At 39.1% G+C, this 13,843-nt stretch carries 7 protein-coding genes and 1 pseudogene; 7 read left to right on the forward strand and 1 reads right to left on the reverse strand.

Annotation, left to right across the window (positions count from 1 at the left end; translation table 11 throughout):
- Positions 1-34: 34 nt before the first annotated feature.
- The 6 genes from AOG27_RS08265 to AOG27_RS08290 all read left to right on the forward strand — a co-directional run bounded on the left by AOG27_RS08265 (position 35) and on the right by AOG27_RS08290 (position 11,979).
- The gene (locus AOG27_RS08265) at positions 35-1,993 is read left to right on the forward strand and encodes a polysaccharide biosynthesis protein (RefSeq protein WP_054552540.1); all 1,959 of its coding nucleotides are present in this window, start codon (positions 35-37) and stop codon (positions 1,991-1,993) included.
- 151 nt (positions 1,994-2,144) lie between these two features.
- Positions 2,145-3,311, forward strand: a complete 1,167-nt coding sequence (locus AOG27_RS08270) for a nucleotide sugar dehydrogenase (RefSeq protein ID WP_054552541.1) — start codon at positions 2,145-2,147, stop codon at positions 3,309-3,311.
- A 1,108-nt stretch (positions 3,312-4,419) separates the two neighbouring features.
- Entirely contained in the window at positions 4,420-5,427 is a 1,008-nt protein-coding gene (locus tag AOG27_RS08275; protein WP_054552542.1) for an NAD-dependent epimerase, read from the forward strand.
- Between the two features lie 1,507 nt (positions 5,428-6,934).
- The gene (galU, locus tag AOG27_RS08280; RefSeq protein ID WP_054552543.1) at positions 6,935-7,843 is read left to right on the forward strand and encodes a UTP--glucose-1-phosphate uridylyltransferase GalU; all 909 of its coding nucleotides are present in this window, start codon (positions 6,935-6,937) and stop codon (positions 7,841-7,843) included.
- Between the two features lie 177 nt (positions 7,844-8,020).
- On the forward strand, positions 8,021-10,165 hold the full coding sequence (locus AOG27_RS08285; protein WP_054552544.1) for a YjbH domain-containing protein: 2,145 nt from the start codon (positions 8,021-8,023) through the stop codon (positions 10,163-10,165).
- A 209-nt stretch (positions 10,166-10,374) separates the two neighbouring features.
- The gene (locus AOG27_RS08290; protein WP_054552545.1) at positions 10,375-11,979 is read left to right on the forward strand and encodes a hypothetical protein; all 1,605 of its coding nucleotides are present in this window, start codon (positions 10,375-10,377) and stop codon (positions 11,977-11,979) included.
- 72 nt (positions 11,980-12,051) lie between these two features.
- Here AOG27_RS08290 and AOG27_RS08295 read toward each other — a convergent pair whose 3' ends face one another.
- Positions 12,052-13,449 (reverse strand): MBL fold metallo-hydrolase RNA specificity domain-containing protein, encoded by a 1,398-nt coding sequence (locus tag AOG27_RS08295; RefSeq protein WP_054552546.1) that lies wholly within the window; start codon positions 13,447-13,449, stop codon positions 12,052-12,054.
- A gap of 282 nt (positions 13,450-13,731) precedes the next feature.
- Between AOG27_RS08295 and AOG27_RS21575 the strand changes: the two are divergent.
- Positions 13,732-13,843 (forward strand): annotated as a pseudogene (locus AOG27_RS21575) (transposase domain-containing protein); the annotation flags it as partial.

The raw sequence follows: 13,843 nt of genomic DNA on the forward strand, positions 1-13,843 counted from the left end.
ATCTTATTGACAAAAACAAGACAGGGAACTTGTTGTGGATAATATTATTCGCTCTATCTTAAATTCTTCACGTGCCACAAAGCGTATCATTACATTGTTAATTGACTCGCTGTTTATTATGTCGGCGTTTTGGCTAGCACTTATAGTTAGATTAGATAGTATGGCCCCTCTTAGTAAGCTTGATAATTGGATGTTACTTGCTTTTCTTGTACCTACCGCATTATTCACGTTTATTAACTTAGGTTTATATCGTGCTGTGTTGCGCTATATGAACTCTCAGGCATTGTGGGCAATTGTATTAGGTACAATTATTAGTACGGTCGTTTTGGTTCTTCTTGCTTTTTTTATTGGTGTTGAAATACCCCGTACTATGCCGTTTATTTTTGCTTGGTTATGTTTATTAACCGTTGGCGGTGCGCGAATTGTTGTACGTGCGATGATAGGCAAGTTAACTACGGCAAATAAAGAGTCGGTTATTATTTACGGTGCGGGTTCATCTGGTAGGCAACTTGCTACTGCGTTAGGGGCTGGGCCTGAGTATTTTGTCCGTGCCTTTATTGATGATGACGAAACAAAGCAAGGCTCTATTATTCAGGGTATTCCTGTAATTGCGTTTAAAGATATTTATGACCTAATAAACAAGGGTAAAGCAAGCAAAGTTTTATTAGCAATGCCAAGCGAGAGCAGAGCTCGCCGAAAAGAGATACTTGCTCAGCTTGAGCCGCTTTCTATCAAAGTGCTCTCTATACCAGGTATGGCGGATGTAATTGAAGGTAAAGCAAAACTTTCTGAATTTAGAGATGTTGAAATCGAAGACTTATTAGGCCGCGATTGTGTTGCCCCTAAGCCACACCTGTTGTCTGCAAACATTAAAAACAAAGTGGTTATGGTTACTGGTGCTGGTGGCTCTATTGGCTCTGAGTTGTGCCGCCAAATAGTTAAGCAAAAGCCAACTAAGCTTGTATTGTTTGAGTTAAGTGAGTTTGGTTTATATTCAATAGAAAAAGAGCTTGCTGAGTATGTTACAAATAACCAACTTGATGTAGAGCTTATTCCTATAATGGGCTCTGTACAGCGTATAAACCGTATTGAAACAGTAATGATGGCATTTGGTGTACAAACAGTTTACCACGCAGCAGCCTATAAACATGTTCCCCTTGTTGAGCATAACGTTGTTGAAGGGGTACGTAATAACGTTTTTGGTACGTATTACACAGCTAAGGCTGCTGTAAACGCTAAAGTTGAAACCTTTGTACTTATATCTACCGATAAAGCCGTACGCCCAACAAATGTGATGGGCGCGACCAAACGTATGGCAGAGCTATGTTTACAAGGTTTAGCGCAAAATAAAGGTAAAGGCCATAATACTCGCTTTTGTATGGTTCGGTTTGGTAATGTATTGGGCTCGAGTGGTTCTGTTGTACCGCTGTTTCGTAGGCAAATACGCGAAGGTGGCCCAATTACTTTAACCCATCAAGACATTACCCGCTTTTTTATGACCATACCTGAGGCCGCCCAACTTGTTATACAAGCGGGTGCAATGGGCAAAGGCGGTGATGTATTTGTGCTCGATATGGGTGAGTCGGTTAAAATAAAAGATCTTGCAAGCAAGATGATTCGCTTATCTGGTTTTGAAGTAAAAGACAAAAACAACCCCCATGGCGATATTGAAATTGTATGTACAGGTTTGAGGCCGGGTGAAAAGCTGTACGAAGAGTTACTGATAGGCGATAACGTTGGTGAAACATCGCATGAGCGTATCATGACGGCCAACGAAGTAATGTTACCTTTGGCCGAGCTGAATGTATTTTTAGAAGCGCTTGATGTAGCCTGCCATAACTTTGATCACGAAATCATTAGGCAGCTTTTACTTGATGCGCCTACTGGCTTTAACCCAACTGACGGTATTTGCGATCTTGTTTGGAATGCTAAAAAAATCTACAAAAACTCCAGCTCAGCCCCTACCAATAAAGTTGTAAACCTACAAGGTTAAGCAATATTAATTGTTGAACATTGATCAAGCAGCTTACCTTAAAGGCTAAGCTGCTTTTTGTATTTTAGTGTTTTTAAGTATCAAATCTATTAACTGTATAAAACACAAAGTGCTAAAATTACTTAACCCCCTTAGTTTTGAAGGTAACTTAATGAAAATTGCCGTATTTGGTACAGGTTATGTTGGTTTATCAAACGCGCTATTACTCGCGCAGCACAATCAAGTTTTCGCTGTTGATATAGACGAAAACAAAGTTGCACTTTTAAAAGATAAGCAGTCTCCTATTGTAGATACTGAAATTAGCGATTTTTTACAAAATAAATCACTTAATTTTACTGCTACAACAGATAAAACATTGGCACTTAAAGATGCTGCATTTGTTGTAATTGCTACCCCTACAGATTACGACCCAGAAACCAATTATTTTAATACGCGTTCTGTTGAATCAGTAGTTGCTGACGTTTTAGCAATTAACCCAAATGCAACTATGGTTATTAAGTCTACGGTACCCGTTGGTTATACTAAATCGATTAAAGAAGGCTTTAATACCAGTAATATTATTTTTTCGCCAGAGTTCTTGCGTGAAGGTAAAGCGCTGTACGATAATTTGCACCCGTCACGTATTATTGTGGGTGAGCAAAGTGAGCGCGCACAAGTTTTTGCTAATTTATTAGCACAAGGTGCAGTAAAGCAAAATATTGATGTGCTATTTACAGACTCTACTGAAGCAGAAGCAATTAAGCTTTTTTCTAACACCTACCTCGCAATGCGCGTTGCTTATTTTAACGAGCTAGACAGCTACGCTGAAAACCATGGTTTAGATGCAAAGCAGATCATTCAAGGTGTTGGCTTAGACCCGCGCATTGGCAAGCATTATAATAACCCTTCATTCGGTTATGGTGGTTACTGTTTACCTAAAGATACTAAACAGTTATTAGCAAACTACCAAGATGTACCTAACAATATGATCCGCGCGATTGTTGATGCTAATACTACCCGTAAAGACTTTATTGCTAATTCTATTATTGCCCGAAGCCCTAAAGTGGTTGGTATTTATCGCTTAGTTATGAAGTCAGGTTCAGATAACTTTAGAGCTTCTGCTATTCAAGGTGTAATGAAGCGCATAAAAGCAAAAGGCATTGAAGTTGTTATTTATGAACCAAGCTTAAAGGAAGATTCATTCTTTAATTCTCGTGTTATTAAATCGCTAGATGAGCTTAAACAAACTGCTGATGTAATTATTTCTAACCGCATGGCTGAAGAGTTAGAAGATGTTGCAGAAAAAGTTTATACACGTGATTTATTTGGTAGTGATTAAGCTGAAATAGCTGTCAGCTTTCAGTTTGAGCCGAATTTGTATATTCGCTGCAGAGGTGGTTGATGGCAGCGTAGGCATGAAATATATTTCGCGCGAAAATGTTTTCACAAAGAGGAAAGAATGAGAAGAGAATGAGGAAGTGAAAATAATGCTTTTTGTTTTCTCTAAAGCGAAGCACCTCTTGGCCTCACTGTGAATTTTACAGAAGATCTTTTTGCACAAAGAGAAGTGAATGAGTAAAGAATGAGGAAGTGATAATAATGCTTTTTGTTTTCTCTAAAGCGAAGCGCCTCTTGGCCTCACTGTGAATTTTACCGAAGATCTTTTTGCACAAAGAGAAGTGAATGAGAAAAGAATGAGGAAGTGATGATAATACTTTTGCTTTCTCTAAAGCGAAGCACCTCTTGGCCTCACTGTGAATTTTACCAAAGATCTTTTTGCACAAAGAGAAGTGAATGAGAAAAGAATGAGGAAGTGATGATAATACTTTTGCTTTCTCTAAAGCGAAGCGTCTCTTGGCTTCACTGTGAATTTTACCGAAGATCTTTTTGCACAAAGAGAAGTGAATGAGTAAAGAATGAGGAAGTGATAATAATGCTTTTTGTTTTCTCTAAAGCGAAGCGCCTCTTGGCCTCACCGTGAATTTTACAGAAGATCTTTTTGCACAAAGAGAAGTGAATGAGAAGAAAATGAGGAAGTGAAAATTATGCTTTTGTTTTCTCTAAAGCGAAGCGCCTCTTGGTCTCACTGTGAGTTTTACCAAAGATCTTTTTGTACAAAGATAAGTGAATTAGAAGAGAATGAGGATGCGACATTAATGCTTTTTGTATTCTCGAAAGCAAAGTGTCTCGTTATCTCTTTGTGAGTATTTGGTTTCTCTAAAGCGAAGCGCCTCTTGGCCTCATTGTGAATTTTACCGAAGATCTTTTTGCACAAAGAGAAGTGAATGAGAAGAGAATGAGGAAGTGATAATAGTGCTTTTTGTATTCTCTAAAGCAAAGTGTCTCATTATCTCTTTGTGAACATATGGTTTCTCTATGAAGCCGCTCTTCACTCTCATTAAGTCAAATGAATTGGCAGCCACCGGGCTCAATAAGATAGGAATATAATGAAATATTTAGTTACTGGCGCTGCAGGTTTTATTGGTGCAGCTACAAGTCAAAAATTACTAGCGCAAGGTCATGTTGTTGTTGGTGTTGATAATTTAAATGATTATTACGATGTAAATTTAAAGCATGCGCGTCTGGCTCAGTTTGAACAGCACGAGAGTTTTACTTTTATCAAGTTAGATATTGCAGATAGAGCCGCAATGGCAGAGTTGTTTGCGCGCGAGCAATTTGACCGTGTAATTCATTTGGCGGCTCAAGCTGGTGTGCGTTATTCAATTGAAAACCCAGATGCCTACGCTGACTCAAACTTAGTGGGGCACTTAAATGTTCTAGAAGGGTGTCGTCATAATAAAGTTGCGCATTTAGTTTATGCTTCGTCTAGCTCTGTTTATGGGCTAAACGAAAAAACACCATTTGAAACTACAGATAGCGTTGATCACCCTGTTTCGTTTTATGCTGCGACAAAAAAAGCCAATGAACTTATGGCGCACAGTTACTCACACTTGTATAACTTACCAACTACAGGCTTACGCTTTTTTACAGTTTATGGCCCGTGGGGTCGCCCAGATATGGCGCCGTTTATTTTTACTAAAAAAATGCTTGATGGCGACACCATCGATATAAATAACAATGGCGATATGTGGCGTGACTTTACCTACATTGACGATATTGTCGAGGGTGTTGTACGTGCAGCAGATGTAGTGCCTGAACGGGATGACACTTGGAAAGTAGAAACAGGCTCGCCTGCATCAAGTTCTGCGCCATTTAAGGTTTATAATATTGGTCATGGCAGCCCTATTAATTTAATGAAATTTATTGAGTCCATTGAGTCTGAACTAGGTATTGAAGCGAAAAAGAACTTTCGCGAAATGCAGGCTGGCGATGTTTATAAAACCTATGCCGATACACAAGACTTATTTGCAGCAACTGGGTATAAACCAGCGGTTGGGGTAGAGCAAGGCGTGGCTGAGTTAATCAGCTGGTATAAAGGTTTTTATAATAAATAATTGCTTCGCATTGTGTGGCATTGGGAGCGCATCTAGCAATCGCAATGCCTAAGGTAATGTAGGCGTGAAATTTATTTTGCGCGAAAGCGTATTCACAAAGAGAAGAAAGTGAAAGTAAATGAGGAAAAACTTACTGGTTTTCTCTTTAGCGTAGCGTCTCATAGCCTCTTTGTGCAATAAAATGTCTTTGATGTAGGCGTGAAATTTATTTCGCGCGAAAGCCTATTCACAAAGAGAAGAAAGTGAGAGTAAATGAGGAAAAACTTACTGGTTTTCTCTTTAGCGTAGCGTCTTATAGCCTCTTTGTTCAATAAAGTGTCTTTGATGTAGCCGTGAAATTTATTACGTGCGTAAGCATATTCACAAAGAGAAAAAAGTGAGAGTAAATCAGGAAAAACTTACTGGTTTCTCTTTAACGCAGCGCCTCTTATCCTCTTTGTGCAATAAAATGTCTTTGATGTAGGCGTGAAATTTATTTCGCGCGAAAGCCTATTCACAAAGAGAAGAAAGTGAGAGTAAATGAGGAAAAACTTACTGGTTTTCTCTTTAACGCAGCGCCTCTTATACTTTTTGTGCAATAAAATGTCTTGATGTAGGCGTGAAATTTATTACGTGCGAAAGCGTATTCGCAAAGAGAAGATCGCAAAGAGAAGAAAGTGAGAATAAATGAGGAAAAACTTACTGGTTTTCTCTTTAACGCAGCGTCTCTTATCCTCTTTGTGCAATAAAATGTCTTTGATGTAGGCGTGAAATTTATTACGCGCGAAAGCGTATTCACAAAGAGAAGAAAGTGAGAATAAATGAGGGGAAACTTACTGGTTTTCTCTTTAGCGTAGCGTCTCATACCCTCTTTGTGCAATAAAATGTCTTTGATGTGGGCGTGAAATTTATTACGTGCGAAAGCGTATTCGCAAAGAGAAGAAAGTGAGAATAAATGAGGAAAAACTTACTGGTTTTCTCTTTAACGCAGCGCCTCTTATCCTCTTTGTACAATAAAATGTCTTTGATGTAGGCGTGAAATTTATTTCGTGCGAAAATAATTGCACAAAGAGAAGAAAGTGAGAATAAATGAGGAAAAACTTACTGGTTTTCTCTTTAACGCAGCGTCTCTTATCCTCTTTGTGCAATAAAATGTCTTTGATGTAGGCGTGAAATTTATTACGCGCGAAAGCGTATTCGCAAAGAGAAGAAAGTGAGAATAAATGAGGAAAAACTTACTGGTTTTCTCTTTAACGCAGCGTCTCTTATCCTCTTTGTGCAATAAAATCTCTTTGATGTCGGCGTGAAATTTATTACGTGCAAAGATATTTGCACAAAGAGAAATGAATGAGAAGTAAAAGAGTAAACCAAAAATATTTTGCTTCACTCTAAAGCTCAGCGTCTCTTTGCTTCTTCTGAATATTCGTTTTTAACGAAAAACTGAATTAAAAACCATTCAGCTTGTATCTACTTTGGTACTGTTAGTTTGGTGTTATTGTAGATTAAATTATTAAATAAGGGACTAATTATGAAAGCTGTTATTCCTGTTGCGGGCCTTGGTACTCGTATGTTACCTATGACTAAAGCAATTCCTAAAGAAATGTTGCCTTTAGTTGATAAACCGCTTATTCAATACATTGTTAATGAGTGTGTAGCGGCCGGTATTAAAGAAATTGTATTGGTTACCCATAGCTCTAAAAATGCCATAGAAAACCACTTTGATACCAGCTTTGAGCTTGAAGCAACGCTTGAGAAACGCGTAAAACGTACCCTACTTGAAGAAGTTCATTCTATCTGCCCAGACGATGTAACCATTATGCATGTTCGCCAGGGCGAGGCCAAAGGATTGGGCCATGCGGTAATGTGTGCTAAACCAATTGTAGGTGATGACGACTTTGTTGTAGTACTGCCCGATGTTATTTTAGATAGCTATACTGCTGATCAAAAAAACGAAAACGTTGCCGCAATGATCAAACGCTTTAATGAGGTTAAAGCAAGCCAAATTATGCTTGAGCCAGTACCACAAGAAAGTGTTCATAAATATGGTATTGCTGATATTGGTGGCGTTAAAATTATTGCGGGCGAAAGTGCGCCTATTAAAACCATGGTCGAAAAGCCTAAAGCAGATGAGGCTCCTTCTAACTTAGCGGTAGTTGGTCGTTATGTGTTATCTAAAGCTATTTGGCCGCTGCTTGCTAATACCCCTGCTGGTGCAGGTGGCGAAATTCAATTAACTGACGCAATCGATGAGTTAATGAAGCATGAAATTGTTGAAGCATTTCACATGAGTGGTCGTGCTCATGACTGTGGCGACAAGCTAGGTTATTTAAAAGCAATTGTAGAGTACAGTATGCGCGATGAAAAACTTGGCGCAGAGTTTACAGAATTTGTAACAGAAATGGTTACGCCAAACACAAGGCATTTAAAAGCGGTATAACTTTTAAAACTAAATATTTAAAAAGGGTAAGAGGCAAATTCTTACCCTTTTGAGTTTTAACATAGTCATTTATTTTTGACCCTAAAGGTTTAGTTTGGCTGATAGCTTCTTGTTTTTGTTTTCTGATGTTATATTTAAAACAATGAAGGAACTTATAACTTTAACTCGGATTTCCTAATGCCAAAATTGAATTTATTGTTTTTAAGCTGTGCCGCCGCACTTAGCTTGCCAATAGCCGCCGACGAAATAAAAAGCTACCAGTCTTTTTCTGGTTATACGGGGTTGATAAACACTCCGAATGCTGAAGCGATCAGATCTGGTAGTGTTGATATCGGTTATAACAATTTATTGGATCTCAGAGGACAAAGTTATTTAGATGGCCATAATTTTATATTCTCTGCAGGATTATTTGAGGGCTTTGAAGTGAGCGGACAAGTCTCTGCTGAATCCATGCATGATAATATATTTTACAGCGAAGGCCGTGGACAAATGCGTGATTTATCATTTAATGCAAAATACCGCTTACCTTATATACCTAAAGATTGGTTTAGTGTAGCTATAGGTGCTAAAGATATAGGTGGTGCCGCTAACAACTATAAAACGTTTTATGCAGTGGCTTCAAAAGAATTATGGGATTTTCGTTTTAGTGCCGGCCTAGGTTCAAGTGATAGACTTACTGGTGAAATGAATGGCGCATTTGCTGGTATTGAGTGGCAACCGCTTGAGTGGTTTAGCTTACTCACCGAATATGATGCCGAAGCTGTAAATGCAGCAGCACGTATAACGATTCCTAAAAAGTGGCTATATGATATTGGTGAAATAACCTTTACTAGCCGTTTTTACAGCAGTACTGACTTTTCTGAAGATAAAGACACCTACTGGGGGGTAAATTTTACCCTACCATTATCTGATGAAGCTAAAACTAATTATGAGCCTGTAAAGCCTGCACCTTATGTAGCCCCAACAAGCAATACACCTGCGGCTAAAGTAAACGATTATGGTTTAGGCTTTATTCAAACGTCAGTAGCGCCCAAGCTAGCTGAACAGCCTGATGCGTTAACCGTTACTAGTGCTGAGCAAAGTCAAACACAAAATTCACAAAAAGTTGTTAGTTCTAGCTTAAGCAAACAAGCAATTACATTGAAAGATGCGCTCATTAATGATGGTTTTGAAAACGTGGTTGTTGGTTACAACTCAACTACCGTATTTGTTAACTTTGAAAACTCAGTGTTTAACCGCAACGACATTGACGCTATTGGTGTAGTACTTGGTCGCATCGCCGAAAATATAGTTAATGAAAATACTCATTATAGCGTTCAGCTTTCGAAAACAGATATCCCGTTACTAGCAATTAGCGGCAACATCGACAATTATCGTTTGTTTATTGAAAAGGGCATTAGCCCTGACTTAAATGTTCAACAAGACAAAGCCGTTATTCCCGAAGGTGTTACATGGGCTGGTAAAGCGCAGGCGAGCCCTTACTTTAAACCGCGTGTAACTTTAAGCCCTGCTATTAGTAATACGTACGCTACCGAGTTAGGTGTATTTGACTACTCTATTGCAATTAGAGCAGATGTCGATGTGCCTCTTTGGAAAGGTGCGGGTGTTATTTTAGGTGGACAAGTTAATGTTGAAAATAGTGACGACTATGATGAGCGAGGTCCATTTAGGCGTTATCGTCAAGAAACTGAATTTGATAGAGCTATGTTCTACCAAACATTTAAGCTGCCATTCGGTTTTTATAACCAAACGCAAGTTGGCTTTATAAAAGAACGCTACGATTTAACAGGTATCACTAACGAAACAACTTGGCTGAGTGATGAAGGGCGTCACAGAATTAGTGCTCAGTTGGGTTCGTATAAATACGAAGATTATCGCGGCAGCAAAACATTCCAAGCACTAAACTACCAATATAACTGGGTTGAACAAGACATTACCTTACATGCTCAAGCAGGTAATTATTGGTATGAAGATTCTGGCTATAAGTTAGAAAGCCGTTTTTGGTTTGGCGATAGCTACTTGGCAGTATATTACGAAGATACAAATACGACTAAAGCAGGTTTGGCATTTAGTATTCCACTTTCACCACGAAAAGATATGAAAGCTTATAAATTTGGGCAAATTAAAGGCACTGAATCTTACAGGCATACTGCGAGTACTGAGATTGGTGAAAGCACTAACCGTTTAGTGTTCAGTCAAGGCTTTATTCCAGGAAGTGCAATAAGCACCTACCGTACGTTCCTTAATCAGGGGCGTCTGTCTAGTGATTATGTATACCAAAATCTTGCAAGATTAAAAGAGGCATATTTAACTTATCGGTAACAATTTATGTTGGGTTAAGTATTGTACAATTAGGTAATTTAGCTATATTATTGATGGGGTGTTTTAGATAATTTAAGAGCTTTAATGCCTCGTTTTTAATTTGTAAAAAAATTATGGTGCTGACTATACTTTTTGGAAGTTCGCGCTACTATTTTATAAAATGAGTAAATTCATTTACAAATGTTGATAAAGGAATAGAAGGACTCCCTATGTTTACTAACAAAAAATCGCTACTAGCGTTATCAGTAGCATCGGCTTTCGCTTTAACAGGTTGTTTTAGCGATGATGATAACAATAAACCAGTACCAGATGACGGTGGTGATGGTGGCGATGGTGGTGTTGTAATTGTAGCACCAGAAGCACCAGCGGCTTTAGACTTTGTTATCAGTGGTTCTGTTGTTGAAAACGAAGAGTTTAATGTTTTAAGCAATGCGACCGTTAAGTTTATGGAAAATGGCATGCCATCTTCAAACATTGTAGCTGTTGATGGTAGTAATGCTCAGTCTTTAACTGGCGCTGGTAACTTTGTTGTTACACTTAAAGAGGGCGCTGACCTTGATAATGTTACCGCGATCGTTTCTGCAGAAGGTTATATCAGCAAAGTATTTAATGTTGATTTAACAAACGAAGATGACTTCGACGTATTAACTGCACAATTTATTTTATTTACTGGCGACAGCGATGAAGTTAAACAGGAAGTTGTAAAGAAAACCCTTGCAAGCGCTACTACTTCTGAAGAAATCGTGGCCGATGCAAAAATTGATACTACATCTCTTGCGACTGTAACTTTACCTAATGGTACTACACTACAAAAAGGTTCGGGCGAAACTGTTGATCCAGGTGAGTTGTCATTAAGTGTTTTAGGTTTAGATCCTACTTCTGATACTAAGGGTTCTGTTATTCCTGAAGGCTTAAATGCTAACAATACAAGCGGTAATGTTGCTGTACCAGTATCTTTGGCTGATATCACAATGACTGTTGGTGAAACTAAGGTTAAAAAATTCCTTGGTGATACATTAAAAGTTACTCTTGCTGCTCCTTCAGATTTAGATGCAGGTGAAACTCTAACTGTTAAATCTTTAGATGAAGACACAGGTGTATGGAAAGATGAGTCGTTTGTTGTAACTAAAGGCACAGGTACTGTTAGTTTTGAAACAGACCACTTAACATGGTTCTCAGTAAATAAATCAGCTGCTGCATGTAGTACTGGCTTATCTGCTACTGTAACAGGCGATGCTGTTCCGGCTGGTGGCTTACTGTTTATAGCGGCATCTAGCGATGGCTTAGGGTTATCTGTACTGCCAGAGGGTGCTACTTCTGAGGATGTATTCTCAGGTTTTGCGCTTACTCGATATGGTTTCTCAGAAGATGCAATGGCCGATGTTTATGTTTTCGATAATGAAGGCGGACTTTGGTTTGAATCTGACGGTGAAGTAGAAGTATGTGGTACTGTACCAGTTGAGCTTACTCGCCCATATGAAGTAGTAAGTAAAACACTTACTCTGTCTGGCGTATGTGCACAAGATAATTCACAATCAGTAGATGTAAGTAACTCAGTTGTGACATATAACCGTGAAAATAAACGCGAAAAATCTGTACTGAAAAACGCTGATGGTAATTTTGATTTATCTGGCTTACGCGCGGGCGAGAACTACCAGGTTAAAGTTAACTTCCGTGGTTTACCTGTTGTTGGTTCAAATACATTCACACTAGACAGTGTTGATGATTCAGATATGACACAAGAGTTTGAATTCACTTGTAACGAAGTAACAGGTTCAGGCGGCTCAGGCGGCTCAGGCGGCACTGGTGGTTAGTAACCATTTTTGTTAGTTCCTAAATAGGGATTAAATCTGAAAGCCGCATTTATGCGGCTTTTTTTATATGCGTTACGGAATTTTAATTGTTGCTGTTGCTAATCTTGTACAAAGCTCATTAGCCAATGCTTGTTTGGCTTGCTCGTCTCCGTGAACTATTTTAATTAAACTTGGCTTTTTGCGTATGCCAGTAACGAAATTTATTAACCCTTTTTGATCTGAGTGGGCGCTATAACCGCTAATGGTATGAACTTGTGCTTTAATCATCACCTTTTTATTATCGATAAAGACGTATCCGCCGCGTGGGCCATATTTTTGAATATCTCGGCCTAAGGTTCCTCGTCCTTGGTAGCCAACAAAAATGACATCGGTTGTTTTGTCTGGTAAAAACCGTTCTAGATAATTAACTATTCTGCCGCCATTGCACATTCCGCTGGCAGCTATGATTATTGCGGGCTGCGGTTTCGAGGCTAAAAAGTTTATTAATGCAAGGTGTTCTTGGTGGCTATCAATAGTGTGTAGTTGTTTAAAGTCGAGCGGGTGGCGGCCTTGTTTTACTCGTTTTTTTGCTTCGTTATCCCACAGCGCTTTAAAGTGTAAATACTCATTTGTGAAATTGGCTGCCATTGGTGAATCAACAATAATTTGCAGCTCATGCCACATAGAGCGCTTACGTGCAGAGTGAATAAGCTGTTCAAATTCATACAGCAATTCTTGTGTGCGGCCAATACTAAAAGCCGGTATGAGTACCACGCCATTATCACTTACGGCACGTTCTATAACTTTTTTAAGCACGGCTACGCGCTCTTTGCGGCCTTGATGGTTTTTATCACCATAGGTAGACTCAATAACTAATGTATCGGCACGGTAGGGTGGTTTTGGCGTCGGTAACAATGGTGTGTAAGGCGCACCTAAATCACCTGAAAATACCACTCTATGCGTGTTTGGTCGTTTACCCAGTTCAATTTCAACATAGGCAGAGCCTAAAATGTGCCCAGCACGTTGCAGGCGAATTTTATATAATGAGTTTTGATTGCTTGAGGCTGCTTTTTCGGAGTTTAAGCCCACTCCTACGGGAATGCAGTACCATGTATTATAATCAAGAGAGATAATTTGCTGTTCTAGTAACTTTAAGCAGGTGCGGATCACCGCTTCATCGCGAGTTACACCTACTTTTAAGGCATCTTCAATCACCATAGGTAAGAGTTTTGCGGTGGCAATCGAGGTATAAATTGGGCCTTTAAAACCTGCGGCAAGAAAGTAGGGTATGCGGCCAACATGGTCTATATGACAATGTGTAACAATCAGCGCTTTAACTGTTGAGATATCAAACTCAATTGCTAGATCTTGTTTACTGTCTTCCCCTTGAAATAGCCCACAATCAACAAGTACAGAATTTGTGTCATCAATAAATAGCTGGTGGCAAGACCCAGTTACGCCTTTCACCGCTCCGTGGTGTTTTATATGCATAATATTCTCCTTTTTGAAGCTAATTTCAGCATAGAGGTAAATAACTCTTAGGGCAATGGGGGCATATTTGAAGGCGTGAAGTTTATTTCGTTGAAGGTTTAATTCACAAAGAGAAGCGAATGAGAAAAAATGAGGGAACCACGGGATCAATGCCGATCAGTTAAGCAATTGACATTTGGCATAATAGGATCAAAATCCGATGATCACAGGTCATCGGATTTTTTTATGCCCCTTAATCATAGCTTCGCCAATATTTCATCATTTATCGATTCTAATATTCACAGCTTGTCGGAAATACTGGATGAGTCTTTAATACAACAAGCACTTGCAGAGTCTGGGGTCGCAACACTCAGGAAGCGCAGGCTACCTCTTGAGCTAATGGTCTGGAGTGTGA

This window comes from Pseudoalteromonas lipolytica (assembly GCF_001306915.1).
Classification (GTDB): Bacteria; Pseudomonadota; Gammaproteobacteria; order Enterobacterales; family Alteromonadaceae; genus Pseudoalteromonas; species Pseudoalteromonas simplex.

Bases quoted from the DNA above. Each gene is read 5' to 3' on its own strand.
- AOG27_RS08270 (WP_054552541.1), top strand. From the start codon at position 2,145: ATGAAAATTGCCGTATTTGGTACAGGTTATGTTGGTTTATCAAACGCG.
- AOG27_RS08275 (WP_054552542.1), top strand. From the start codon at position 4,420: ATGAAATATTTAGTTACTGGCGCTGCAGGTTTTATTGGTGCAGCTACA.
- galU (WP_054552543.1), top strand. From the start codon at position 6,935: ATGAAAGCTGTTATTCCTGTTGCGGGCCTTGGTACTCGTATGTTACCT.
- AOG27_RS08285 (WP_054552544.1), top strand. From the start codon at position 8,021: ATGCCAAAATTGAATTTATTGTTTTTAAGCTGTGCCGCCGCACTTAGC.
- AOG27_RS08290 (WP_054552545.1), top strand. From the start codon at position 10,375: ATGTTTACTAACAAAAAATCGCTACTAGCGTTATCAGTAGCATCGGCT.
- AOG27_RS08295 (WP_054552546.1), bottom strand. From the start codon at position 13,449: ATGCATATAAAACACCACGGAGCGGTGAAAGGCGTAACTGGGTCTTGC.